At 71.7% G+C, this 24,787-nt stretch carries 16 protein-coding genes; 3 read left to right on the top strand and 13 right to left on the bottom strand.

Going from position 1 to position 24,787, the window contains the following annotated elements; genetic code table 11:
- The first annotated feature begins 308 nt into the window (after window positions 1-308).
- The 3 genes from G446_RS0103600 to G446_RS0103610 are packed head-to-tail and all read left to right on the top strand — an operon-like array spanning window position 309 to window position 3,819.
- A complete protein-coding gene (locus G446_RS0103600) occupies window positions 309-1,109 on the top strand; it encodes a succinate dehydrogenase cytochrome b subunit (RefSeq protein ID WP_084778947.1) in 801 nt (266 codons plus the stop codon).
- Window positions 1,106-3,067, top strand: coding sequence for a fumarate reductase/succinate dehydrogenase flavoprotein subunit (locus tag G446_RS0103605; protein WP_026409121.1), 1,962 nt, complete (start codon window positions 1,106-1,108; stop codon window positions 3,065-3,067). The genes G446_RS0103600 and G446_RS0103605 overlap by 4 nt, the downstream gene beginning before the upstream one ends.
- The gene (locus G446_RS0103610; RefSeq protein WP_026409122.1) at window positions 3,064-3,819 is read left to right on the top strand and encodes a succinate dehydrogenase/fumarate reductase iron-sulfur subunit; all 756 of its coding nucleotides are present in this window, start codon (window positions 3,064-3,066) and stop codon (window positions 3,817-3,819) included. The genes G446_RS0103605 and G446_RS0103610 overlap by 4 nt, the downstream gene beginning before the upstream one ends.
- A gap of 266 nt (window positions 3,820-4,085) precedes the next feature.
- Here G446_RS0103610 and G446_RS15705 read toward each other — a convergent pair whose 3' ends face one another.
- The 13 genes from G446_RS15705 to G446_RS0103680 form a co-directional block, all read right to left on the bottom strand.
- Complete coding sequence (locus G446_RS15705; RefSeq protein WP_051285616.1) at window positions 4,086-4,940, bottom strand: class I SAM-dependent methyltransferase; 855 nt, start codon at window positions 4,938-4,940, stop codon at window positions 4,086-4,088.
- A 115-nt stretch (window positions 4,941-5,055) separates the two neighbouring features.
- Window positions 5,056-5,265, bottom strand: a complete 210-nt coding sequence (locus G446_RS0103620) for a hypothetical protein (protein WP_026409123.1) — start codon at window positions 5,263-5,265, stop codon at window positions 5,056-5,058.
- 570 nt (window positions 5,266-5,835) lie between these two features.
- Window positions 5,836-7,242, bottom strand: a complete 1,407-nt coding sequence (locus tag G446_RS15710; RefSeq protein WP_084778948.1) for a citrate synthase — start codon at window positions 7,240-7,242, stop codon at window positions 5,836-5,838.
- A 230-nt stretch (window positions 7,243-7,472) separates the two neighbouring features.
- Window positions 7,473-8,966, bottom strand: coding sequence for a glycoside hydrolase family 1 protein (locus tag G446_RS0103630; protein WP_034468961.1), 1,494 nt, complete (start codon window positions 8,964-8,966; stop codon window positions 7,473-7,475).
- A gap of 438 nt (window positions 8,967-9,404) precedes the next feature.
- Window positions 9,405-10,592: a succinyldiaminopimelate transaminase gene (gene dapC, locus G446_RS0103635; RefSeq protein WP_026409125.1), complete on the bottom strand. Its 1,188-nt coding sequence runs from the start codon at window positions 10,590-10,592 to the stop codon at window positions 9,405-9,407.
- 1,056 nt (window positions 10,593-11,648) lie between these two features.
- Window positions 11,649-12,002, bottom strand: a complete 354-nt coding sequence (fdxA, locus tag G446_RS0103640; RefSeq protein ID WP_026409126.1) for a ferredoxin — start codon at window positions 12,000-12,002, stop codon at window positions 11,649-11,651.
- 413 nt (window positions 12,003-12,415) lie between these two features.
- The gene (locus G446_RS19765) at window positions 12,416-15,547 is read right to left on the bottom strand and encodes a VanW family protein (RefSeq protein WP_051285617.1); all 3,132 of its coding nucleotides are present in this window, start codon (window positions 15,545-15,547) and stop codon (window positions 12,416-12,418) included.
- A gap of 70 nt (window positions 15,548-15,617) precedes the next feature.
- Window positions 15,618-17,540, bottom strand: coding sequence for a translational GTPase TypA (gene typA / locus G446_RS0103650; protein ID WP_026409127.1), 1,923 nt, complete (start codon window positions 17,538-17,540; stop codon window positions 15,618-15,620).
- A 176-nt stretch (window positions 17,541-17,716) separates the two neighbouring features.
- Window positions 17,717-18,529, bottom strand: coding sequence for a PH domain-containing protein (locus G446_RS15720; protein ID WP_051285618.1), 813 nt, complete (start codon window positions 18,527-18,529; stop codon window positions 17,717-17,719).
- Window positions 18,530-18,704: 175 nt separating this feature from the next.
- Entirely contained in the window at window positions 18,705-20,369 is a 1,665-nt protein-coding gene (locus tag G446_RS0103665) for an ABC transporter family substrate-binding protein (RefSeq protein ID WP_245574572.1), read from the bottom strand.
- 205 nt (window positions 20,370-20,574) lie between these two features.
- Window positions 20,575-22,794 (bottom strand): ABC transporter ATP-binding protein, encoded by a 2,220-nt coding sequence (locus tag G446_RS0103670; RefSeq protein WP_026409129.1) that lies wholly within the window; start codon window positions 22,792-22,794, stop codon window positions 20,575-20,577.
- Complete coding sequence (locus G446_RS0103675; protein WP_026409130.1) at window positions 22,791-23,777, bottom strand: ABC transporter permease; 987 nt, start codon at window positions 23,775-23,777, stop codon at window positions 22,791-22,793. The genes G446_RS0103670 and G446_RS0103675 overlap by 4 nt, the downstream gene beginning before the upstream one ends.
- A gap of 29 nt (window positions 23,778-23,806) precedes the next feature.
- On the bottom strand, window positions 23,807-24,766 hold the full coding sequence (locus tag G446_RS0103680) for an ABC transporter permease (RefSeq protein ID WP_026409131.1): 960 nt from the start codon (window positions 24,764-24,766) through the stop codon (window positions 23,807-23,809).
- Window positions 24,767-24,787: the final 21 nt, after the last annotated feature.

Below are 24,787 nucleotides of genomic sequence, written 5' to 3' on the forward strand. Positions count from 1 at the left end.
TCCACTCAACGCTCGGCTACCGCACCCCCAACGAGGTCGAACACGAGCTGAGAAGCCGCAAACACGCAGCCTGAGACCACCAAAAACCACGGTCCGAGAAACACCGAGCACTCCACCGCGCCCCGCGGGCGAGGAGCGGACGTCGTCGGCCGCCCAGGCGGTGCCGAGCGGGTACACCACGTTCCACGGGAGGCGGATGTGAGACGACCGGGCTCACACTGTGAAACAAAACGTTCACACCCCGTGTCGTCATCGTGATGTTCGTTACCATGGTGACGGGCCGTTCTTCACCGTTGAGAGGAGGCCCGATGACGACGACGTCCACCGCCCCCCGGGCCCCCGAGACCACCCGCCCCGCCGGGGATTCGCCGCCCCCCGCCGGGGACGCGCCGCCCCCTCGGCGCAGGCGCCGCACCCCCGTGTGGGCCTCCTACCGCGTCCTCAAGGCGACCATGGCGGTCACGGGCACGATCATGGCCATGTTCGTCGTGGTCCACATGATCGGCAACCTCAAGGTTCTCATGGGCCCGGAGGCCTTCAACGGCTACGCCGCCTGGCTGCGTCGGGTCGCCTACCCGCTCCTGCCGCACGAGGGCCTCCTGTGGATCATGCGCCTGGCGCTGGGCGCGTGCATCGTGCTGCACGTGTCCGCGGGGATCATGCTGTGGCGGCGCGGAAGGGGCGCGCGCGGGTCCTTCCGGCGCCGCTCCCTGCCCGCCCGCACCATCGGCGCCCGCTCCATGATCCTCACCGGCGCCCTCATCGGCGTCTTCGTCCTGGTCCACCTCCTCGACCTGACCATCGGCCGCCTCGTCGCGCCCGAGAGCTTCGTCGCGCCCACGACGTCGAACGGCGAGCTGCAGGTCAGCGCCTACCACAACCTCCTGGCGAGCCTGTCGCGCCCCGGCATGGCGGTCTTCTACAGCCTGATCATGCTGGCGCTGTCCCTCCACCTGGCGCAGGGCCTGTGGAACGTGGTCATCGACCTGGGCGGCACCGGCCCGAGACTGCGCAAGCTGTGCCGCGCCCTGGCCATCGCCGTGGCCCTGGCCATCGCCGTCGTCAACGGCCTGCTGCCCGTACTCATCTGCACGGGGGTGATCGGATGAGCGCGAGCGCGCCGCCCGCCGTCGGCGGCCTGTACGACGTCGGACCCGACCTGGACGCGCGCCTGCCCGACTGCCCGCCCGAGCAGGCCTGGGGGCGCCGGCGCGACGAGTACCGCCTGGTCAACCCCGCCAACCGCCGCAAGCTGACCGTCATCGTCGTGGGCGCGGGCCTGGCCGGCTCCGGGGCGGCCGCGACCCTGGGGCGCCTGGGCTACCGGGTGGAGTGCTTCAGCCTGCACGACGCCCCGCGCCGCGCCCACTCGGTGGCCGCGCAGGGCGGCATCAACGCCGCCCGGGCCCGCAAGGTCGACGGCGACTCCCTGGCCAGGTTCGTCAAGGACACCGTCAAGGGCGGGGACTACCGGGGGCGGGAGGCCGACGTCGTGCGCCTGGGCCTGGAGTCCGGGCGGGTCATCGACCACATGGAGGCCATCGGGGCGCCCTTCGCCCGCGAGTACGGCGGCCAGCTCGCCACCCGCTCCTTCGGCGGGGTGCAGGTCTCGCGCACCTACTACACGCGCGGGCAGACCGGCCAGCAGCTGGAGATCGCCTGCGCCCAGGCCCTCCAGGAGCAGATCGCCGCCGGCAGCGTCCACATGCACACCCGCACCGAGATGCTCGACCTCATCGTGGCCGACTCGCGCGCCCAGGGCATCGTCGCCCGGGACCTGCTCACCGGCGAGATCAGCGCCCACACCGCCCACGCCGTCGTACTGGCCACCGGCGGCTACGGCAGCGTCTACCACTACTCGACCCTGGCCATGGCCTCCAACGCCACCGCCACCTGGCGCGCCCACCGGCGCGGGGCGGCCTTCGCCTCCGCCTGCATGGTCCAGTTCCACCCCACGGCCCTGCCGGTGAGCTCCCACTGGCAGTCCAAGACCACGCTCATGAGCGAGTCCCTGCGCAACGACGGGCGCATCTGGGTGCCCGTGCGCCCCGGGGACGACCGCCCGCCCAACGACATCCCCGAGGACGAGCGCGACTACTACCTGGAGCGCAAGTACCCGGCCTTCGGCAACCTCACCCCGCGCGACGTCGCCTCGCGCAACGCCCGCGAGCAGATCGAATCCGGCCGCGGCGTCGGGCCGCTGCACAACTCCGTCTACCTCGACTTCCGCGACGCCCTGGAGCGGCTGGGCAAGCCCACCATCGCCTCGCGCTACGGCAACCTGTTCGAGATGTACCTGGACGCCACCGGCGAGGACCCCTACGAGGTGCCCATGCGCATCGCCCCGGGCGCCCACTTCACCATGGGAGGGCTGTGGGTGGACTTCGACCAGATGTCCACCATCCCGGGGCTGTTCGTGGGCGGGGAGGCCTCCAACAACTACCACGGCGCCAACCGCCTGGGGGCGAACTCGCTGCTGAGCGCCAGCGTCGACGGCTGGTTCGTGCTGCCGCTGGCGGTGCCCAACTACCTGGCCGGACTCGTGGGCAGCAGGCCCCTGAGCCCCGACGCCCCGCAGGCGCTGGCGGCCGTGGCCGACACCCGCGAGCGCATCGAGGCGCTGGCGGGCGTGGGCGGGACCCGCCGCCCCGTGTGGTTCCACCGCCGCCTGGGCGAGGTCCTCTACGCCGGCTGCGGGGTGAGCCGCTCCGAGGCCGGGCTGAGGCGCGCCCTGGAGGAGGTGCGCGCGCTGCGCGAGGAGTTCTGGGCCGACGTCAAGGTGGTCGGAGGTCGGGAGCGCCTCAACCAGGAGCTGGAGAAGGCGCTGCGGGTCGCCGACTTCCTGGAGCTGGCGGAGGTCATGATCCTCGACGCCCTGGACCGGCGCGAATCCGCCGGCGCCCACTTCCGCGAGGAGTACGCCACGCCAGCCGGCGAGGCCAAGAGGAACGACGCGCTCTGGTGCTCCGTGTCGGCCTGGCAGACGGCGCCCGACGGCGCGCACACGCGCCGATCCGAGCCGCTGGGGTTCTCGATGGTGCCGATGCAGGTGAGGGACTACCGATGAGGGTCGAGCTGGAGATCTGGCGGCAGGACGGGCCGCGGGCGCAGGGCTTCTTCGAGAGCCACGTGGTGGAGGACGCCGAGCCGCAGATGAGTCTGCTCGAGCTGCTCGACCGCCTCAACGACCAGATCATCGAGTCCGGCGGCGAGCCGGTGGTCTTCGAGTCGGACTGCCGGGAGGGCGTGTGCGGGGCCTGCGGCTTCCTGGTCAACGGGGTGCCGCACGGGCCGCTGGACACGACCCCGGCCTGCCGCCAGCACCTGCGGGCCTTCCCCGGGGTGACGCGCTTCCGGCTGGAGCCGTGGAGGTCGGCGGCCTTCCCGGTCATCCGGGACCTGGCGGTGGACCGCACGGCCCTGGACGAGCTCATCCGCGCCGGAGGGACCGTGGACGTGGCGGCGGGGACCGCCCTGGACGCCGACGACGTCGCCCAGGGGCACCTGCAGGCCGAGCGGGCGCTGGACTTCGCCGCCTGCATCGGCTGCGGGGCCTGCGTGGCGGCCTGCCCGAACGGGGCGGCGGCGCTGTTCGCGGGGGCGAAGCTGGCGCACCTGTCGCTCATGCCGGCCGGGCGCCACGAGCGGGGGCGGCGGGCCCGGGCGATGACGCGGGCCCTGGACGAGTTCTTCGGGCCGTGCTCGGTGTACGGCGAGTGCGTGCCGGCGTGCCCGGCGGGGATCCCGATCGAGGCGATCGCACGACTCAACCGGGAGGTGCTGCGCGCCGGCCTGCGCGGGCCGACCCGCGACGACTGAATCGGCGCGGCGGGGCCGGTCCCCTTCTCGCTCGCCGCGCCCTCGCCTTCCTCGCCGAGACGTGCACTTTGCCGCCGAGACGTGCACTTTGCACTCGAGAATGACGGTCAGAACTGCCCGCTCGAGTGCAAAGTGCACGTTTCGGCGTCCGGGGCGACGGCGCGGCGGGCGGTGGCGGGCGCGCTCGACCTCGGGCTTGGGCCGTGCCCCCGACGCACCCGGGGCCCGGGGGCGTCGGACGACGTGGACGCGGGTACGGCCGCGGATCAGGCCTCGGGCGAGGACCCCTCAGCCCCGGCCTCCTCGGGCGCGGCTTCGGGCTTGTGGGCGACCAGGGCGATGCCCACCATGTCCTTCTCGTAGCGGGTGAAGGTGCGCCGCATCTCCATAACGCGGGCGCGCAGCGCCTTGTCCCGCATGACGTTCCACATGATCCTCGCGGCGCCGCCCGGCCCCTCGTCGCGCAGGTTGCGGCTCATCTTGAGCAGCGCCATGGGGGCGGTGTCCACCCAGTCGACGACCAGCCCGGCGTCCTCGAGCAGCCCGCGCCACGCGGCGGCGGTCATGGGACGGGCGTTGACGTGAATGGCGCGGGCGAGGTCGCGGCGCAGCTGCGTGTAGTACTCCTCGTCGATGTCGTCGGGGGCCACGCCGAGCTCGTGGATCGCGTAACGCCCGCCGGGCCGCAGCACGCGGGCGGCCTCGGCGACGATCGCCGCCTTGGACTTGTCCCCCTGCATGGTGAGCATGGCCTCGCCGACGACGACGTCGGCGCACGCGTCGTCCAGCCCGGTGTCGGCGGCCTCCCCCTGGCGGACGACGCCGCGATCCCCGACGACGGCGGCCACCCTGGCCGCGGCCTGCGGGTCGCGGTCGATGGCGGTGTAGGAGGCGGGGCGGGCGGCGACGATCTCGGCGGCGGTGCGCCCGAGCCCGGGGGCGAGCTCGACGACGTCGGCCCCGGGCAGACGGGCGTGGTCGAGCATGGCGGCGGTCAGCGCCGCGCCACCGGGTCGCAGCACGCGCTTGCCTGCGCGGGCGAGGACCCAGTGGCCGGGGGCCGTGGCGACCGGCCTGTCGGCGTAGGGCAGAGGGACGTCAGAGGGCGGCTTCTCGCTCATGAGGGGAGCCTAACCCGAGAGGGCGCGCCCACCGCGAGTGATCTTGATCGGGGCCCGGGGCCGGGGCGCTCGCGAAAGACCCGGCGCCATCCCCGGCGGGAGAGGCTCGACGCGCCTACAGATTCGCGGCGCTTTCCGACCGTCGCCGCCGGTCGCGATGATCGTTGACGACGGCGGCGACGACTCCGGCGGTGTTGAGGACCGTCAGGGCGCCCAGGACGATGACGGGCCACAGCGGCGGGACGCGGGTCAGCCAGATCGCCGCCTGGACGCCGGTGACGATGGCCGTGGTGCCCATGATCCATATCTGCGTGCGAGTGCTCATGAGGCATCTCCTTCCTTCCCGGTCCCCGGCGCCGTCTCAATGGCACCGACAGGTGTGCGGCGCGCCCCGCGCCCTGACGCCCCGCCCCGACAGGTTAGCAGCCTCGCCAGACAGCACCTCCATGCATCACAGGCGTGCGGCGCTTCCCGACGGGAGTTCTCCCGTTGTCCGAACCGGCAGTGACATCTCACTGAGCATTTCCCACCGGGTCGCCGGAGACGCTCCGGGGCGGGGCCGGCGCCGCGGTCCGCGAGGACCGCGACGCCGGCCCCTTCCTCGCCGAGATGTGCATTCTGCACTCGAGAATGACGGTTGGAGCTGCACTTTCGAGTGCGAAGTGCACGTCTCGGCGTCAGGGACGCCCCTCGACGCCGAGGATCCCGTGGGAATTGCCACCACGCCAAGAGACTCGCCCTGACCGAAGAACACCACACCAAGAGACTTGACCGCCCCGTCCCGGCCCGCCCCGGTCGGATTCGCGAGATCGTCACTTAACCCGCGAGCACGTCTGCCGGGGGTACGTGCTCGCGGGTTAAGTGACGTGCTCGCGGCCCGGGCGGCGCCGGGAAGTCAGACCCGGGTGACGTGGTCCAGGCTGGCCTCGCCGGCGCGGACGCCGGGGTACTCGGCGGCGGCGCGCTCGCGGCGGTGCATGGCGATGTAGTGCCTCTCGATCGGGCCGGTGTAGACCTGGCGCGGGCGGCCGATGCGCTTGGCCGGGTCGGCGATCATCTCCCGGTACTGGGCGATCCAGCCGGGCAGGCGCCCCAGGGCGAACAGCGGCGTGAACATCTTGGTGGGGAAGCCCATGGCCTGGTAGATCAGGCCCGTGTAGAAGTCGACGTTCGGGTAGAGGCTGCGCGAGACGAAGTACTCGTCGCTCAGGGCGACCTCCTCCAGCTCCATGGCGATCTCGAGCTTGCGGTCGCCCTCGGCGCTGCCCAGACGGGACAGGACGTTGTGCGCGGCCTCCTTGACCAGGGCGGCGCGCGGGTCGTAGTTCTTGTAGACGCGGTGCCCGAAGCCCATGAGGCGCACCCCGCCCTCCTTGTTCTTGACCCTGCGGACGAACTCCGCCGTCGTCATGCCCTCGGTCTGGATCGCGTCGAGCATGCGCAGCACCGCCTCATTGGCCCCGCCGTGCAGCGGCCCGGACAGGGCGCCGATGCCGGCGGCGACGGAGGCGTACATATTGGCGTCGGCCGAGCCCACCAGGCGCACGGTGGAGGTGGAGCAGTTCTGCTCGTGGTCGGCGTGCAGGATGAGGAGCATGTCCAGGGCCCGCACCACGGCCGGGTCGATCTCGTAGGACTGGTAGGGCATGCCGAAGGTCATGTGGAGGAAGTCGTCGACGTAGCCGCGCTTGGGGTCGGGGTAGAGCAGCGGCAGGCCGATGGCGCGCCGGGCGATGTAGGACACCATGGTGGGCATCTTGCTCAGCAGCAGGACCGTGGCGAGCTCGCGCTCGTAGGGGTCGTGCGGGTTGAGGGTGTCCTCGTAGTAGGTGGCCAGGCCGGAGATGCCCGCCTGGAGGATGGCCATGGGATGGCCCGAGGAGGGGAAGGAGGTGAAGAAGGAGCGGAAGTCCTCGTGCAGGAGGCGGTGGCGGGCGATGCGCCGCTCGAAGCGCTCGAAGGTGGCGGCGTCGGGCAGCTCGCCGTTGATGAGCAGGTAGGCGACCTCCAGGAAGGTGGAGGACTTGGCCAGCTCGTCGATGGGGTAGCCGCGGTAGCGCAGGATCCCGGCCCCGCCGTCGATGTAGGTGATGTCCGAGGTGCACGAGGCGGTGTTGGTGAAGCCGGGGTCGATGGTGACCAGGCCGGTGTCCCTCAGGAGCCTGGCGATCCCGAGCCCGTCGGAGCCCTCGGTGGCCAGGACGCGGGGCAGCTCGAGCGCGGTGCCCTCGATCGTGAGCCGCCCCTGGCCGTCGCCGTCGGACGGGGACTGGGGGGCGGGCCGGGTGCTCGCGTCGGTCATGGTGCCTCCTTGCGGGTCGACGTCGGGCCCTCGCCGCCCGCGGCGGGCGGGCGGCCCGCCGGGCCCGGGCCCTTTCCACCGGCCACTCTACGGCCCGGGACGTTACCGCCCGGACACGGGCGGCGAGGGCCCCGCACTCAGTCCCCCCGATCGAGCTCGTGAACCTCGGTCCGGCCCGCGCGCGCCCGCTCGTAGGCGTCGAGAAGCCTGCGGGCGTTTCATCCCGGGGCTCACGCCTCCCCCAGGTCGAAGCCGTTGGTGGCGATGACCCGCCGGTACCAGTCGAAGGACTTCTTCCTGTGGCGGTCGTAGGTGCCGTTGCCCTCGTCGTCGGCGTCGACGTAGACGAAGCCGCTGCGCCTGGACATCTGGCACGTCGACATCGACACCAGGTCGACGCAGCCCCAGGGCAGGTACCCCATGACCTCGACGCCGTCGTCGATCGCCCTGCCGACCTCGGCGATGTGACGGCGGAAGTACTCGATGCGATCGTCGTCGGCGATGGGCCCCTCCCCCTCCATGGACTCGTAGAAGCCGATGCCGTTCTCGACGACGAACAGGGGCAGGCGGTACTTGTCGTACATGGCGATGAGCGCCAGGCGCAGCCCCTCGGGGTCGATCTGCCAGCCCCACTCGTTGGCCCGCAGGTAGGGGTTCTTGACCCCCTCGGACAGGTTGCCGCTCACCCGCTGCCTATCCGCCTCGTCACGGGTGGTGACCAGCGACATGTAGTAGCTGAAGGACAGGAAGTCGACGGCGCCGGACGCCAGGTCGTCCCGGTCGGCCTCGGTGACCTTCACGCGCAGGCCCCGGCGCCGCCACATCCGCGTGACCCACTGCGGGTACTCGCCCAGGACCTGGACGTCGGAGGCTATCTCGTTCTCCCTGTTGGCGCGCTGGGCCAGCAGCTGGTCGTGCGGGTGGGCCGTGAGGGGGTAGTAGAGGGTCTTGGTGAGCATGCAGCCCATCTGCGCCGTCGGTACGAGGTCGCGCAGGAGCGCGGCCGCCCGGGCGGCGGCGACCAGCTGGTGGTGCAGGGCCTGGAAGCACGCCTCCTCCATGTCGCGACCCTCGAACTGCTCGGCCAGCAGGCCCGCCGAGGTGAAGGGGTGGCGGAAGACGGAGTCGATCTCGGTGAAGGTGAGCCAGTACCCGACCTTCCCGCCGTACTGGCGGAAGCAGACCTCGGCGAAGCGCATGAACAGGTCGATCATCGCCCGGTCGTACCACCCGCGGCGGTTGAAGACGGTGGCCAGCGGCTGCTCGTAGTGGTGCAGCGTCACCATCGGCTCGATGCCGCGCTCGCGCATGGCGCCGAAGAGCCGGTGGTAGAAGCCCACGCCCGCCGGGTTGGGCGCCTTCTCCTCGCCGGTGGGGAACAGGCGGCTCCATTGGATGGACACGCGCAGGACCTTGAAGCCCATCTCCGCCATGAGGTCGAGGTCCTCGAGGTAGTGGTGGTAGAAGTCGTTGCCGCGGCGCTTGCCGTAAGGGCCCTTGAAGTCGGTCCACTTCAGGGCCCGCCGGACCTCCGCCATGGTGATGGCGTGACCGGCCCGGTAGTCCCTGGGGTCGACGTCGGCCTTGTAGCGGGTCACGTCGGCGACGGACGGGCCCTTGCCCCCGCTGTCCCAGGCGCCCTCGCACTGGCTGGCCGCCAGCGCCCCTCCCCACAGGAAGCCCTCGGGGAACACGGGGGTCAGGTCATTCAGGGCGGTGCTCATGGGGCAGCGGCCTCCTCGCTGTTGTCAATGGTCGTCGGCGCGCCCGCTCCCGCGCCGGGCGCGATCGGCGAGCGCGGCGGGGACCCGCCGTCGACCACGGCGGGGGATTCGCGTCGGCGCGGCGGCGGTCGGGACGAGGGCCTGAACGGACCATACCCCTGCGGCCGGGTCGGGGCCGCCGCTTCCCGCCCGGCCGCGCTCGCGGCCACATGCCCTTCCCGGGCCGGCGGAGTCCCCCGCTTCCCGAAGAACCGTCCAACAACCGGGGAAGAACCCGGTACGACCGGCGCATCGGCGTCGTTCCGCCGGAAGATCCCGGTCCGCAGTGCCCGGGCGGCCCGGGCGGCGCCGAAGAGTTCTTGACGAGTTGTTTCAACAACTTCGCAATTACTTCGTGTACGACGTCGTTCAACGGGCCCTGAGCGCCATCGCCGCCGGTCAGCGGCGGAACAGGTCGGTGGCCCGCAGCCTGCTGCAGGCGGCGGCCACCCGCTCGTCGGTGCCGGTCAGACTCATGCGCACGCGCCCGGCCCCGGCCCCGCCGTAGAAGTCCCCGGGGGCGACGACGATGCCGAGCTCGGCGAAGGCGCCCACCAGGTCGAGGGCGCTCATGTCCTCCGGGCCGCTCAGCCACAGGTAGAGGCCGGCCGCGGAGGCGGGGTCGTTCGCCAGCCCGGCCTCGGCCGTGGCCGCCAGCAGCGCCTCGCGGCGGGCCCGGTAGGCCTCCCTCTGGGCGGCGACGTGCTCGTCGTCGGCCAGCACGGACACCATGACGGCCTGGACGGGGGCCGGCACGAGGAGCCCGGAGTGCTTGCGGATCTCGGTGACGGCGCCGACGAGGGCCGGGTCGCCGGCGAGGAGGGCGGCCCGGTAGCCGGCGAGGTTGGACTGCTTGGACAGGGAGTACAGGGCCAGGAGCCCGGTCGGGTCGGGGGCGCCGTCGGGGCCGGTGCCGCTCGCGCGCGCGTCCAGGAGGCTGGGGACGCCGTCGGCGGCCCAGGGCTCGGCCCAGGCGAGCTCGGCGTAGCACTCGTCGGAGGCGACGACGGCGCCGCGACGGCGCGCCCAGGCCACGATGCGGGCGAGCTGGGAGGTGCTCAGGACGTGGCCGTCGGGGTTGCCGGGGCTGTTGAGCCACACGAGGGCGACGGGGGCGTCGTCGGGCAGCTCCCAGGTGGCGGGGTCGGCGTCGGTGTCGACGGGGACGGGGGTGGCGCCGGCGATGCGGGCGCCGACGTCGTAGGTGGGGTAGGCGGCGCGCGGGTGGAGGACGAGGTCGCCCGGGCGCACCCCGAGCTGGAGGGGCAGGAGGGCGACGGACTCCTTGGAGCCGATGGTGGGGATGACGGCGTCCTCGCCCAGGCCGCTCACGCCGCGGCGCCGCCTCATCCAGTCGATAATGGCGGCGCGCAGGGTGTGGGTGCCGACGGCGGCCGGGTAGCCGGGGGCGTCGGAGGCGGCGGCGAGGGCGTCGCGGGCCACGGCGGGCGTCGGGTCGACGGGGGCGCCGACGGCGAGGTCGACGACGCCGTCGGGGTGCTGCGCGGCGCGGGCCCGGTAGGGGCGCAGGGAGTCCCAGGGGAAGTCGGGCAGCGCGAGCGGTCGGGGCAGGATCGAGGCGGTCATGGTCCGATCCTCCCACCGCCCGGCCCTCGCCGCTCCTCCCCCATCCCCTCGACGCCCCCATATTTCCCAGCAACCCCGTATCGCCCGGCGGCCCCATATTTCCCAGCGGCCCCACTCCCGCCGCCCGGCCTTCCTTCTTCCCCCCGCCGCCCGGCAACCCCATATCGCCCAGCGGCCCCACTCCCGCCGTCTGGTCCCCTCCCTCCCCCGCCGTCCGGCACAGAGCCCCGTTCCCCACACCTTTTCACGATTCCCACGACCGCCCAACCGTCCCTGTTCTTCCCGACCCGGCCCGCGAGATCGCCGGGTAACCTCCGAGCACGTCACTTAACCCGCGAGCACGTACCTCTAGCAGACGTTCTCGCGGGTTAAGTGACGTGCTCGCGCGTCGGGGCACCCGTCGTGGTCGCCATCCGGCGAGCGACGGCCCTACCCGAGGGGTCCGCGGGGGCGCAAGTTGTCCAAATCTGTTGCAAAGGCCCAGATCGCACCGAAACGCCGGAAGAGAAACGTTGATATTACGCGCTTCTTCTCACGGCCGATCCCGGCCCGGAGCGCCTTTGCAACAGATTTGGACAAATTCCCGCCCCGAGTCGCCCCAGGAGTCCCACCAGCATCACCGCACTAGCATCCCCTGCGACGGCGAGCCCGGATGAGGACGGTGGGGCCTCCGGGGCGGTGCGCCAGGACCAGGGTGCGTCTCTAGGTGCGTCTCCTAGTGCGGCGGCAATTCCCGCGGACTCCCGCCTAGCGCCCCGCCCCGCCGATTGTCCCGCATAATGGGACGGCGTCTCGCATGTCGTGACGCCGCCGACCCAGAATTCGTCTGCTACGCCCCTTCGCCCTCTACTACGCCCCCTTTTCCCGTACAGCGGAGGATGAAGAGGCGTAGCAGACAGAAAGAGGCGTAGCAGAGGGTGGATGGGCGCGGCGAGGGCGAAGAAGCGCGACGACCGATCACCCGATGCATCGAATCGAATGTCTTCTCCGCCGGTTTCACGTGCGTTTTCCGCCGGTTTCGGCGAAGAGGAGCGGGACGGGAGAGGAGGGCGGCCCTCACTCGTAGCCGTTGGCTTCCTTCCACTCCTCGTTCTGGGGCGGCAGCGCGGCGACCATGGGGTCGTCATAGGGCTGCGGGCCGACCGCCTGGGCGCCGCCCGGCGACCCCAGGCCCTTGAGGTCGAAGAAGTCGATATTGGCGCGGGTGTAGTCGGCCCACTCGTCGGGGACGTCGTCCTCGTAGAAGATCGCCTCCGTGGGGCACACCGGCTCGCAGGCGCCGCAGTCCACGCACTCATCGGCGTTGATGTACAGGCTGCGTTCGCCCTCGTAGATGCAGTCCACCGGACACTCGTCCACGCACGCACGGTCCTTGACGTCGACACAGGGCTGGGCGATGACGTAGGTCATGCGCATCTCCTCTCCTCGCCGGTCAAGCCGCAGGCGCGGCCGCATGCACGGCCCCAGTATCGTCCGCCGGCGCCCGCCGCCCAAGACGGCGCCAACGTGGGCCTGGGCACGCGGTCCGCCGGTCGGGACGCGCGCGTCTTTTCGTCACGACCGGCGTCCGCATACGCGCGGCCCGTTCCCAGGGTGCGCAGGGCGGCGTCGGTGAGGTAGCCCGGCGTCCGCATACGCGCGGCCCCGCCGCTCATCGTCGCCTTCATGGTCGTGGGCCTGTTCCGGCGTCCGCATACGCGCGGCCCCGCCATGCCGCCGCCCGGCGCCCGGTCCCCGCCGGCATTCGCCGCGCGGCCCGCCCGCGGCCGACTCAGCCGGGCCCTCCCGGGCGGGCCCGCCCGACGGCAAGCGCGGCCCCCGGCTCAGCCGCAGACGACGGGATTGTCCGAGTCGTAGGAGGTGCTCAGGACGTCGTCGGGCAGCTTCTGGCCGTCCGGCTTGGTCCGCGAGCGGGTGACGGTGATGTCGAACCCCTGCGCGCCGCCCCCGTAGGGGACGCAGTTCCCGCCGCTCTGGCGCTGGGTCTGGTAGGCGCGGTAGTTGTGGGGAGTGCCGTTGTCGATGCTCACCTGGTAGTACGGGGTGCCCCACAGGCGCACGTGCACCTCGCCGTCGACCGCCCAGGCCTGGACCATGACGGCGGTGGGCGTGGAGTTGCCGAACTTGACGTCCAGGTTGCCGGTCCACAGGGTGGCCTCGCGGCCCGCCGGGTAGCGGGTGAACCAGTAGTTGTGCGGCGTGTGCTCGACGTCGTCCATGCCGGCCTCGAAGCCCGCGTTGAAGACGGTCGTGGCGACCTGCGAGAGGCCGCCGCCCATGGCGTCGGTGTGCTGGCCGTTGGTGACCACTCCGGCGGAGGCGAAGCCGTGCTCCTCGTCGATCGGCCCGAGGGCCTCGGTGAGCGAGAAGACCCCGCCCGGCATGACGACGGTTCCGTTGATGGCGGCGGTACCGGCCACGAGGTTCTGGGTGCGGGCGGCGTCGGGGTAGTAGGGCGTGGAGTACTCGCCGATGACCTGGTTCATGCCCCAGTCGGCGGCGGGCGTGGTGACCGCGGGGGCCTGGTCGATCATGGGCAGCGCAATGCGGCGCTCCCCCGCCCCGCCGTCCTGGGTGGCGGCGGTCAGGACGTTGGCGGCGAGGGCGTCGGCGTCGACGACGGTGCCGCCGTGCGCCTCGACGTAGACGGGTTTCGCGTCGGCCCTGCCCTCGATGGTCCAGGTGGCGTCCTGCACCGGGGACTCGATCTCCGGGCCCATAGCGGCGAGTACGGTCTCGCGCAGCCCCTGGGGGTCCAGAGACGCGGTGATGTCGCCGTCCGCCGTGCCGATCCTGACCAGCTCGGCGAGCTGCTCCGGAGTCAGCACGACGGTGGGCCGCCAGGCCCTGGCGGCGGCGTCGGTCCCCTCGACCGTGATGGTGAAATCGCCGGACAGCAGCGGGGTGAGGACCTTGTCGATGAGGGTCTGCGCCTCCTCATCGGTGATGGCCGGCCTGGCCTCGCCGTCGGGCAGCTCGATGGTCTCCCGCCCGAGCGGCCAGTTCTCGCTCAGGGTGGTGACGGCCGAGTCGACGTCGAGCCCGGTGCCGATGCTCCCGGGGATGAGGACGGGCGTCGTCCCATTGAGGGTCACGCCGGCATCGGAGGCGCCCACGGCCAGGACGTCCAGGCGGGCGTCGAGGGCCGTGGTCAGGGAGCGGGCGTCGACTCGGGTGACGGCGTCCACGTCGGCGCCGCGCAGGCGCCCGATGAGGGTGAGCGGGTTGAGGGTGAATCCCGTGAGCCGCTCGACGCTGGCCCGGGCGTCCACGCTCACGCCGGACTCGGCGGGCACGAGCGTGTCGGTGGCGTTGCCGACGACGAGGGTGACCGGCTGGCCGAGCTGGGCGTTGATGGCGCCGGCGACCGTGCTCTCCGCCTGCGCGGGGCTCATATTGCCGACGGCGACGCCGGAGACGGTGGAGCCGGCGAAGATGTGCTGGGTGGTGGCGAAGGCGGCCGCGCCCCAGACGAGGACGAGCAGCGCGGCGGCGCCGAGGGCGAGGAGGAGCCGACGGCGGCGGGCGGGCGCCACGGCCTCGGACTTCTTCTGCTCGGCCGGGGCCTGTTCGGCGGCGACCTGCTCGTCCCGGGCCTCCCCGGACTCGTCGTCGGCGGCCTCGGACGCAGCAGCGACCCCGGACTCGTCGTCGGCGCCCTCGGACGCAGCAGCGACCCCGGACTCGTCGTCGGCAGCCTCCTCCGCCTCGCTGCCAGCCGGAGCCCGGCCAGTCGCGCCGATCGTGCCGACAGCCTCTTCGGACGCGTCGTCCCTCTCGGGCGTCCGCGCGGCGATCGGCACGCTGGGAGGCAGCGGCATATCGGCCGTCTCAGCGCCGGCGTGGTGTTCAATCGTCTTCGACGGCGCGCCGGCCGCGGATTCGTCGCCGGCCGCGGATTCGTCGGCGGTGGCGGGCGTGGGCGCGCTGAGCGAGAAGTTCGGCCGCAGCGGAGGGCGGGCCGCGCTCGCGCCGACGGCGGTCGCCTCCGATGCCCGCTCGGTGGGCGGCGCGCCGGCGGACGGCGGAGCCGGGGTCGATTCATCAACGGCCTCCTGCGCGGACTGCCCCTCGATGGCGGGCTCAGCGGACCGAACCTCCTCAACGGCAGGCCCCGACCCGGCGGCGGCCTCCTCCGCGGCTTCCGACTCGGCGGTCTCCGACTCAACCGGCTCGGCAGGCTCTGCGGACCGCTCCCCCTGGGCGGACTCCTCGACCCCGACAGCAGTCTTATCCACGGCATCCGCCTCCTCGGCGGACTCCCCCTGGACGGAGTCCACGACCTCGACAGGCCCCTCCGGCTCCGCAGTCTCGGCGACGGCATCCGCCTTCTCAGCAGACTCCGGCTCCGGCCCGGCGGACTCCGACTCAACGGGCTCCGGATCAGCGGACTCCTCCGATTCGACCGGCTCCGCGGTCTCTGCGGACTGCTCCTCCTGGGCGGGCTCCTCGACCCCGACAGCAATCTCCTCCGCGGCACCCGTATTCTCGTCGGCCTCCGGCTCGACAGACCGAGCGGCCTCAGTCTCAGTCTCAGCGGACTCGGCGACGGTCCCCGTTTCGACGGCGGCGGGCTGGGCGGGCTCGTCGGCCTCCGGTTCGACGACGGACTCGGCGGGCTCCTCCACGGGCGCCTCGGACTCCGGTTCCGACGTCACCTCCACCGGAACCGACCCAGCCTTCTCGGCGACCACGGACTCGACGGACTCCTCCGACTCAACGGGCTCCGGCCCGGCGGGCTCCGCGGGTTCCTCGACGGGCGGCTCCGGCCCCTCGGCGGCGGGCTCCTCATCGGCCTCCGCCTTCGCCTCCGGCCTCCGACCGGCGGGCGGCGCCGACTCGACCTCGGACGGCGCCACGACGGGCCCGTCCTGCGACGGGGCGGACGACTCCTCGACCGACCCGAGGTCCTCGGGCGCGTCGTCGGAATCGAGCAGGGGAACAGTGCCACTCATGCGGCGATCCTCTCCGTGAAGACCGGCTCCTGGGTATGGGGGAACCTGGGTATGGGGAAAACTACGGGGGTCAGGCCTGCGCCCGACGACGCCGGGCGGCGTCCTTGAAGCGCTCCTGGGAGTCGAGGATGACCTTGCGGATGCGCACGGCGTCGGGGGTGACCTCGACGCACTCGTCGTCGGAGGCGAACTCGAGGGCCTCCTCCAAGGTGAGGCGGCGCGGCGGCACGAGCCCCTCGAAGACGTCGGCCGTGGAGGAGCGCATATTCGTCTGCTGCTTCTCGCGCACCACGTTGACGTCCATGTCCTCGTTGCGCGGGTTCTCGCCCACGACCTGGCCCTCGTAGGTCTCCTGCCCGGGCTCGACGAAGAAGGTGCCGCGGTCCTCCAGGCGGATGAGGGCGTAGGCGGTGACGGTCCCGGCGCGGTCGGACACGAGCGAGCCGGTGGTGCGCGAGACGATCCGGCCGGCCCAGGGCTCGTAGCCCTCCGCGATGGAGGAGGCGATGCCGGTGCCGCGCGTCTCGGTGAGGAACTGGGTGCGCAGGCCGATGGTGCCGCGGGCCGGGATGAGGAACTCCATGCGCACCCAGCCCGTGCCGTGGTTGGTCATGGTCTCCATGCGGCCCTTGCGGGCGGCCATGAGCTGGGTGACGGCGCCCAGGTACTCCTCGGGCACGTCGATGGTCATGCGCTCGATGGGCTCGTGGCGCTTGCCGTCGATGGTGCGGGTGACCACCTGCGGCTTGCCCACGGTCAGCTCGAAGCCCTCGCGGCGCATCTGCTCGACCAGGATCGCCAGCGCCAGCTCGCCGCGCCCCTGGACCTCCCAGGCGTCGGGGCGGGAGGTGGGCAGCACGCGCAGGGACACGTTGCCCACCAGCTCGCGGTCCAGGCGGTCCTTGACCTGGCGGGCGGTGACCTTGGCCCCCTTGGTGCGTCCGGCCATGGGCGAGGTGTTGATGCCGATGGTCATGGAGATGGCTGGGTCGTCGACCTTGATCAGCGGCAGCGGCCGGGGGTCGTCGGGGTCGACGAGGGACTCGCCGATGGTGATGTCCTCGATGCCGGCGACGGCGACGATGTCCCCGGCGCGGGCCTCCTCGGCGGGTTTGCGCTCCAGCCCCTCGGTGACCAGGAGCTCGGAGACGCGGGCCGAGGCCAGGCTCCCGTCGTGGCGGGCCCAGGCCACCGTCTGGCCCTTGCGCAGGGTGCCGTTGTGGATGCGCAGCAGGGCCAGGCGCCCCAGGAAGGGAGAGGCGTCCAGGTTGGTCACGTGGGCCTGCAGCGGCGCGTCCTCGTCGTAGGCCGGGCCGGGGATGCGCTCGATAATGGTGCGGAAGAGGGGCTCGAGGTCGCCGTTGGCGGGCAGTTCGCCGTCGGCGGGCGCGGTCGTGTCCGCCCGGCGGGCCTTGGCGGAGGCGTAGACGACGGGCACGTCCAGAACGGCGTCCAGGTCGATATCGGGGTGCTCGTCGGCCAGGTCCGCGGCCAGCGACAGGAGCAGGTCGGTGGTCTCGGAGACGACCTCGTCGATGCGCGAGTCGGGGCGGTCGACCTTGTTGACCACGAGGATGACCGGCAGGCTCGCGGCCAGGGCCTTGCGCAGCACGAAGCGGGTCTGGGGCAGGGGCCCCTCGGAGGCGTCGACGAGCAGGACGACGCCGTCGACCATGGACAGGCCGCGCTCGACCTCCCCGCCGAAGTCGGCGTGGCCGGGGGTGTCGATGACGTTGATGGTGATGCCCTCGGGGTGCCCGGCGGCCGCGGCGGCGGGTCCGGCGTAGTGGACGGCCGTGTTCTTGGCGAGGATGGTGATGCCCTTCTCGCGCTCCAGCTCGCCGGTGTCCATGACGCGCTCGCCGGTGGCCTCGCGCGTGGCCCGGGCGCCGAAGGCCCCGGCCTCCCAGAGCATGGCGTCGACGAGGGTGGTCTTGCCGTGGTCGACGTGGGCGACGATGGCGACGTTGCGCAGGTCCTGGCGCACGGTCATATGGAGCTCTTCTTCTCTTCCGTCCGGGAGGGCGCGCCCGAGGGTGCCGTGGACCTGTGGGCGGGCGCTGCGGCGCCGGGCGCACAGCGGGTCAAGGGTAGGGGCGCCCCGGGCGCAGCGCCATGACGGGGATGACACGACCCCTGTGCGGCCGCTCACGCGCGGTCTGCGGGCGGTCAGAGCAGCGCCGTGGCGGCGATGAGGGCCAGGTCCGCGGCCAGGGCGAGGAGCGCGGGCAGGCGCGGGGCGGAGGCCGCGGCGGGCGGCGGCCCGCTCCGCGCCTCGCCCGGCGCTCCTGACGCTCCCCCTGCTCGCGCCGCTCCCGCAGTCCCCGCCGCCGCGCCGTCCGGACGGCGATCGGGCGCTCTTCCCCCCCGCTCGCCTTCCCGACGGCGGTTCAGGCGCTCCTGCCGGTGCGCCAGCCGCTCCAGGACCGCGTGGTGCGCCGCGCGCCGGTCGGCGTAGGCCTTGAGGAGGTCCCCGGCGGAGTCGGAGTCGAGGCCGGTGCGGTAGGTCGCTCCGCCGGGGTCGAGGAACTCCTCCCGCACGCCCCGATGCTCCAGGGCCGTCCCGACGGCGCCGACGCGGCCGGCCCCGCCGAGCATCTCCCTGCGCCGCATCTCCTGACGCCGCCGGAAGGAGGTGACCAGCCCCCCGGGGCGCTGCGCGGCCGACGCCACCACCCGGCCCCCGCCGTCCAGGAGGATCTCCAGGGACCAGCGGGTTCGGCACCCGACGACGTCCTCCCACCGGAGGGTGTGCCTGCGCCAGGCGTTGCTCACGGTGAGGGCCTCATCGGAGAGGGTCACGCTCGGAGCCCACCACAGCGCCCAGGCGGCCAGGACGAGCAGGCCGGCCCAGCCCAGGGCGCGCAGCCCGTTGCGGGCCCCGTCGCTGACGAGGACCGCGGCGACGCCGACGGCGGCCATGACGGCGACGACGACGAAGCCGAGTCGCCCCGGAAGCGAGCGGATGATGATGGTGGGCACGCCCCCATCCTGCACCGTCGGGCCCGGCGGGGGGAAGTGGACGGCCCGCGCCCGGGGCGAGGCCCCGGGCGCGGATGCCGGCGACATCGCCGGGACGGACGGGCCCGAGACCTCATGGCCCCGACCCCCGGCCCCGGGCGCGGGTGCGGGCCGCGCGGGCCCGTCCGGCGGGCGCTCAGTCGGCGAGGTAGCCGATGTCCTCGCCGTGGAACGAGGCCAGCCCCATGGCGCCGAAGTTCGCCAGGCCCTTCGGCACGGCGGTGAGCTCCTGGCGCTCGTAGATCGGGAAGTTCATGACGTTCTCCCAGATGAGCTTGTCGCACTCGTTGGCCAGGCGGATGCGCTCGGCGCGGTCGGTCGTCGTGGCGATCTTCTGGATGTACTCGTCGATCTCGGGCACGGAGATGCGGGAGTAGTTCTGCAGCGCGCCGGTGCCGTAGATCTGGCCGATGTTCGCCATCGGGTACTGGGTGCCCTGCCAGGTGAAGGACGTCATCTCGTAGTTGCCGGTGTTGATGTAGTCCTTGAAGTAGCCGTTGGTGTCGACCGGGACCAGCTTCACCTCGATGCCGACCTCCTTGAGCTGGGCCTGGAGGAGGTTGGCCTCGTTCTCCGTGGTGGGGGTGCCGGAGGGCAGCGTGAATCCGAAGGAGAGGCGCTGCCCGTCCTTGACGCGGATGCCGTCGCTCCCCGGGGCCCAGCCAGCGTCGTCGAGGAGCTTCTTGGCGGCGTCGACGTTGTAGGTCCAGTCCCCGCTGTTGTCCTGGTAGCCCTCCTGGTTGGGCATGAAGAAGCGGTTGCCCAGGAGCAGCTTGGAGGCGTCGACGGGCAGTCCGGCCAGGGCGGAGGAGGCGATGGCCTCGCGGTTGCAGGCGCGCACAATGGCCTGGCGCACCGACTTGTCGGCGAGGACGCCGGTGGAGCAGTTGATGGTGAAGTGGCGCCACTGGAGGCCGTAGTTCTGACGCACCTCGGCGTCGGAGCGGCCGATGCACTGGGTGTAGACGTCGGCGGAGATGATGTAGTCGATGACATCGAGCGACTTGTTCGCGAAGGCGGTGGCCTCCGCGGCGGAGTCGAGGACCCGGAAGGTGACCTTGTCCAGCTTCGGCGCCTTGCCCCACCACTTGTCATTCGGGACCAGGGTGACGAGCTGCTGGGAGTTGTCGTAGGAGTCGATCTTGAAGGGGCCGGCGAAGAAGTCGTTGTTGAAGTTGGCCTCCCCCGCCATGGCGTTGTTGAAGGTGTCGGCGTCCTTCATGAGCTCCTTGGGGCTGAAGCCCGACAGGACATTCGTCCAGTCGGGGAATGCCGCCTTGAAGGTGACCTTGGCGGTGAGATTGTCGACGATCTCGACGCTCTCGACCTGGTCGAGCCCGTCGGTCGAGGCCCACTTGTAGGCCGAGTCGGTGCCGTGGATGAGGGACTCCTTGATGTCCTCGGAGTCCATGGAGCGCCCGTTCCCCCACACCGCCTTCTCATTGAGGGCGACGGTGGCGACGGTCTTGCCGCCCACCTCCTCGGCCTCGTACTTCGTCAGGAAGTCCGGGTTGGGGCTCGGGGTGCCGTCGTCGGCCCAGTCGATGAAGTAGGGGAAGACGAACCACATGACGTGGCGGCAGTCGACGGTGTTGCCGTCGACGTTGAGGTAATTCCAGTTGGCGATGGTGGCCCCCAGGGACATCTTGAGCTCGCCGCCCTGCTTGAGCGCCGAGGGGTCCTTGGAGCTGATGGCGTCGGTCGTGGCGTTCTCGTTGTTCTTGGCGCAGGAGGCGAGGAGGGCGAGGGCCGCTGCGGAGGCGGTGCCGCCCAGGAAGAGGCGGCGGTTCATCATCATCATCGAGGCAACTCCATTCGAAGTGGTGTGGTCGGTCGGCGCCCGGCGGGCGCCCGTGGAATTGTGGGGACTGCGGGGGAACGACGCGGTCCGCGGCGGATCATCGTCGACGGCGCCTTACCGCGCGGGACATGGTATCGGCACACGCGGCGCGGTATCAATGCGCCGCCGCCGGCGGACCGTCCGGGCGCGGCCCGCCGGCCCCGGATCAGAAGACCGAGATCCTCTCGGGGTAGTGGCACGCGACCTCGTGATCCTCCCCCTCGGAGGAGAAGTCCGGCATGGCCCCCAGGCACAGGGACCGCTGGTCCTCGGTGAGGACGTTCTTGAAGACCTGGCAGCGCGTGCGGAAGCGGCAGCCCGACGGCGGGTTCGCCGGGGAGGGCAGGTCCCCCTCCAGGATGATGCGGCTGCGCCCCCGCTCCTTGGCGGGGTCGGGGATGGGGATCGCGGACAGCAGCGCCTGGGTGTAGGGGTGGGCGGGCGCGTCGAAGATGGCGTCGACGTCGCCCACCTCGACGATCTTGCCCAGGTACATCACCGCCACCCGGTCGGCGATGTGGCGCACCACGGACAGGTCGTGGGCGACGAAGAGGTAGCTCAGGCCCAGGGTGGCGCGCAGCTCGTCGAGCAGGTTGATGACGCCGGCCTGGATGGACACGTCCAGGGCGGAGACCGGCTCGTCGAGCACGAGGAGCTTGGGCTCCAGGGCCAGGGCCCGGGCGATGCCGATGCGCTGGCGCTGCCCGCCGGAGAAGTTGCGCGGGTAGCGGTTGGCGTGACTCGGCTCCAGCCCGACGAGCTCCATGAGCTCGTCGACCCTCGGCGCGATATCGGCCCTCCTCCAACCGTTGGCGCGCAGCGGCTCGGCGATGATGTCGAAGATCGGCTGGCGGGGGTCCAGCGAGGCCATGGGGTCCTGGAAGACGATCTGGAGGTCGCGCCGCACGGCCCTGCGGTCGGCCCTGCCCATTGACGCGGTGTCCTTGCCGAGGACGACGATGCGGCCCCGCTGCGGGGCCTGGAGCCCCAGGACCTCCATGAGCGTCGTCGTCTTGCCGCAGCCGGACTCGCCGACGATCGCCAGGGTCTCCCCCTCGCGGACGTCGAAGGAGATGCCGTCGACCGCGTGCACCGTCCCCACCCGCCGCTTGAAGACGGCGCCCTTCATGAGCGGGAACTCCTTGACCAGGTCCGTGGCCCGCACGACCTCCGTGCGCTCGCTGTGGGGCAGGGTGAGGGAGTCCGGCGTCTTGAGCGTGGGGACGGGGAAGATGTCGGTGTAGTCCAGGTTCTCGCGCTCGATCTCCTTCATGCGGCGGCAGGCGCTGTACTGCGCGCCCGCAGCGGGCGGGCCGGCGACGGCGTTGGCGGTGTCGTCGGCGTCGTCGGCGTCGTCGGCATTGGCGGGGCCGGCGTCGTCGGCGGCGTCGCGCACCGGCAGGAGATCGGGCTCGCCCGCCAGGCACTCCTCGACCGCCATGGGGCAGCGCGGGGCGAAGGGGCAGCCGGCGGGCAGGTCCAGCAGCGACGGCGGGTTGCCCTCCAGGGTGGCCAGGGCGGAGTCCTTCTTGGCGTCCAGGCGCGGCAGGGATCCGAGCAGGCCGATCGTGTAGGGCATGCGGGAGCGGTAGAAGATGTCGTCGACGTCGCCCGCCTCCACGATGCGCCCCGCGTACATGACGGCCACCCGGTCGGCCATGCCGGCCACGACCCCCAGGTCGTGGGTGATCATGATGACGCCGGCGCCGGTCTCCTTCTGGGCGGTGCGCAGCACGTCGAGGATCTGGGCCTGAATGGTGACGTCCAGGGCCGTGGTGGGCTCGTCGGCGATAATGAGGTTCGGGTCGTTGGCGATGGCGATGGCGATGACGGCGCGCTGGCGCATGCCGCCGGAGAATTCGTGCGGGTAGGCCCTGGCCCGCACCTCCGGGTTGGGGATGCCCACGAGCTCGAGCAGCTCGACGGCGCGGTCCCAGGCCCTTCTGCGGTCCATCTTCGGGTTGTGGATCTGGAGCGCCTCGACGATCTGGGCGCCCACCGTGTAGACGGGGGTGAGCGCGGACAGCGGGTCCTGGAAGACCATCGACACCTGGGTGCCGCGGATCTTCGACATGTAGTCGTCGTCGCGTCCCAGGAGCTCGGTGCCGTGGAGGCGCACCGAGCCGGAGATCTGGGCGGACTCGTCGAGCAGGCCCATGACCGCCGTCGAGGTGACCGACTTGCCGGAGCCGGACTCGCCGACCAGGGCCAGGACCTCCCCGCGCCCGACGGTGAGGTTGACGCCGCGCACCGCGTTGACCCGCCCGTCCTCGGACGGGAAGGAGACGCGCAGGTCCGTCACCTCCAGCAGCGGGGCGTCGGAGGCGGGGTCGGGCAGCTCCTCGGACTCGAAGGCCGCGACGCTCGGGTTCTTCTTGGGGCTCATGCCTGGCCTCCGGACTTGGACGACGGGTCGACGGCGTCGCGCAGGCCGTCGCCCATGAAATTGACGCACACGAGCATAATGACGACGACGGCGGCGGGCGCGAGGAAGATCCAGGGGTAGGTCGTCGCCGAGCGCTGCCCCTCGGCGATGAGGGTTCCCAGGGAGGTGTTGGGCGCCTGAACCCCGAAGCCGAAGTAGGACAGGGTCGTTTCGCTGAGCACCGCGTAGGCGACGTTGACGGTCGCGTCCACAATGAGGAGGGAGGCGATGTTCGGGATGATGTGGCGGACGATGATGACCGGGCTGGGCACGTTCATGAAGCGCGCGGCATTGACGTAGTCGAGGTCCTTGACGCTCAGCGTCAGGGACCGCACCACGCGCGCCGTGAGCATCCACCCGAAACCCGCCAGGAGGATGATGAACAGGGCGATGGAGCCCTTCGACGCGCCGGCCCGCTGGGAGATGATGGCGATGATGAGGAAGGAGGGGACGACGAGCAGGAGGTCCGTCATCCACAGCGCGATCCGCTCCCACCAGCCCCCGAAGTAGGCCGCCGAGGAGCCGATGACCGCCGCGATGCCCGTCTGCAGGAGTGCGACGCACACGCCGATGAGCATTGACTTGCGGGTGCCCTCGGCGACCATGGCGAAGACGTCGCGGCCGACCTGGGTCGTGCCGAACCAGTGGTCGGCGCTCGGGGGCGACAGGAAGGCCCCCGTGTCCACGTCGGTGAAGGTCCACGAGCCGATCCTGTCGCCGAAGATCGCGAAGCCCGCGACGAGGAAGAAGCCGATCGCGCCGACGACGGCGGTCCGGTTGCGCAGGAAGCGGCGCAGGGTGATCTGGCCCCGGGTCAGCCTCCTGGACGCCTTGGGGTCGTTCTCCCTCAGATCGCCGGCCTCGTCCTCCGAGGCGGGCACATCGGCGGGCTGCTCGACGGCGGAGTGGCCCCCGAGCGTCACCTGCTTGCCGATGGAGTCCATGCCGTTGGTCTGTGAATTGCGGGACATGGTCAGCTCACCCTCACACGGGGGTCGACGATTGCGACGAAGACATCGGACAGGAGCGCCCCCGTCAGCGTGCACAGGCCCGAGAAGGCCACGACCGCCGTCACGCCGTTGATGTCGTAGGTCGAGATGGACAGGATCGAGTACTCGCCCATGCCGTGCCAGCCGTAGACGCGCTCGGTGATGGCCGCGCCGGTGAACAGGGCGGCCAGGGCGAAGGCGAAGTAGGTGGCCATGGGGATCAGGGCGGTGCGCAGCGCGTGGCGCGTGACGGCCTTGCGCTTGATCAGCCCCTTGGCCCGGGCGGTGCGCACGTAGTCGGCCCCCAGGGTGTCGAGCATGAGGTTGCGCTGGTAGCGCGAGTAGCTGGCGACGCCGCCCAGCGACATGGACAGGGTCGGCAGGAACAGGTGCTGGAGCCTGCTCACCACCCCGGAGCCCTCGCCGGTGAATTCGAAGACCTGGTAGCCGGTGGTCCGGTTGAACTCGACGGCGAGGACCTGGAGGAGGATCGCTATGACCATCGCCGGGGTCGAGATCAGGATCATGGACAGCAGCGAGATCACGCGGTCCGAGAGCTTGTACTGGCGGGTGGCGGTCCACGCGCCCAGCGCGACGCCCCCGACCATTCCCACCGCGGCGCCGATGACGACCAGGCGCAGCGAGACGCCGATCTTGGTTCCGAGGATCCCGTTGACCGCCTCCCCCTTGGGGGTCGAGCCCCAGTCCCACGACAGCGCGACGGAGTGGAACCAGGAGAGGTAGCGGTCCCAGACGGGCAGCTCCGAACTGATGTTGTACTCGATCAGACTGGCATTGATCGCATCCCAGTTGAGAGTCGGATCCTCGCGATTCCAGTTGTTGGCCGGATCCAGCGAGGCGGACGCCAGGAGGTACGCCAGCGAGGTCGCGATGAAGAGCAGCAGCGCATAGTTCGCGATCCTGCGCACTAGATAGGGGAACATTCGGTCTTCTCTTCCGGGGGA

It is taken from the genome of Actinomyces dentalis DSM 19115, assembly GCF_000429225.1.
In the GTDB taxonomy this organism is placed as follows: Bacteria; Actinomycetota; Actinomycetes; order Actinomycetales; family Actinomycetaceae; genus Actinomyces; species Actinomyces dentalis.

Excerpts from the sequence above, each read along its gene's own strand:
- G446_RS15705 (WP_051285616.1), bottom strand. The coding sequence starts at position 4,940 with ATGAGCGAGAAGCCGCCCTCTGACGTCCCTCTGCCCTACGCCGACAGG.
- G446_RS15710 (WP_084778948.1), bottom strand. The coding sequence starts at position 7,242 with ATGACCGACGCGAGCACCCGGCCCGCCCCCCAGTCCCCGTCCGACGGC.
- G446_RS19765 (WP_051285617.1), bottom strand. The coding sequence starts at position 15,547 with ATGAGTGGCACTGTTCCCCTGCTCGATTCCGACGACGCGCCCGAGGAC.
- G446_RS0103620 (WP_026409123.1), bottom strand. The coding sequence starts at position 5,265 with ATGAGCACTCGCACGCAGATATGGATCATGGGCACCACGGCCATCGTC.
- G446_RS0103680 (WP_026409131.1), bottom strand. The coding sequence starts at position 24,766 with ATGTTCCCCTATCTAGTGCGCAGGATCGCGAACTATGCGCTGCTGCTC.
- G446_RS0103600 (WP_084778947.1), top strand. The coding sequence starts at position 309 with ATGACGACGACGTCCACCGCCCCCCGGGCCCCCGAGACCACCCGCCCC.
- G446_RS0103605 (WP_026409121.1), top strand. The coding sequence starts at position 1,106 with ATGAGCGCGAGCGCGCCGCCCGCCGTCGGCGGCCTGTACGACGTCGGA.
- G446_RS0103675 (WP_026409130.1), bottom strand. The coding sequence starts at position 23,777 with ATGGACTCCATCGGCAAGCAGGTGACGCTCGGGGGCCACTCCGCCGTC.
- G446_RS0103665 (WP_245574572.1), bottom strand. The coding sequence starts at position 20,369 with ATGATGATGATGAACCGCCGCCTCTTCCTGGGCGGCACCGCCTCCGCA.
- typA (WP_026409127.1), bottom strand. The coding sequence starts at position 17,540 with ATGACCGTGCGCCAGGACCTGCGCAACGTCGCCATCGTCGCCCACGTC.
- G446_RS0103670 (WP_026409129.1), bottom strand. The coding sequence starts at position 22,794 with ATGAGCCCCAAGAAGAACCCGAGCGTCGCGGCCTTCGAGTCCGAGGAG.
- G446_RS0103610 (WP_026409122.1), top strand. The coding sequence starts at position 3,064 with ATGAGGGTCGAGCTGGAGATCTGGCGGCAGGACGGGCCGCGGGCGCAG.
- fdxA (WP_026409126.1), bottom strand. The coding sequence starts at position 12,002 with ATGACCTACGTCATCGCCCAGCCCTGTGTCGACGTCAAGGACCGTGCG.
- G446_RS0103630 (WP_034468961.1), bottom strand. The coding sequence starts at position 8,966 with ATGAGCACCGCCCTGAATGACCTGACCCCCGTGTTCCCCGAGGGCTTC.
- dapC (WP_026409125.1), bottom strand. The coding sequence starts at position 10,592 with ATGACCGCCTCGATCCTGCCCCGACCGCTCGCGCTGCCCGACTTCCCC.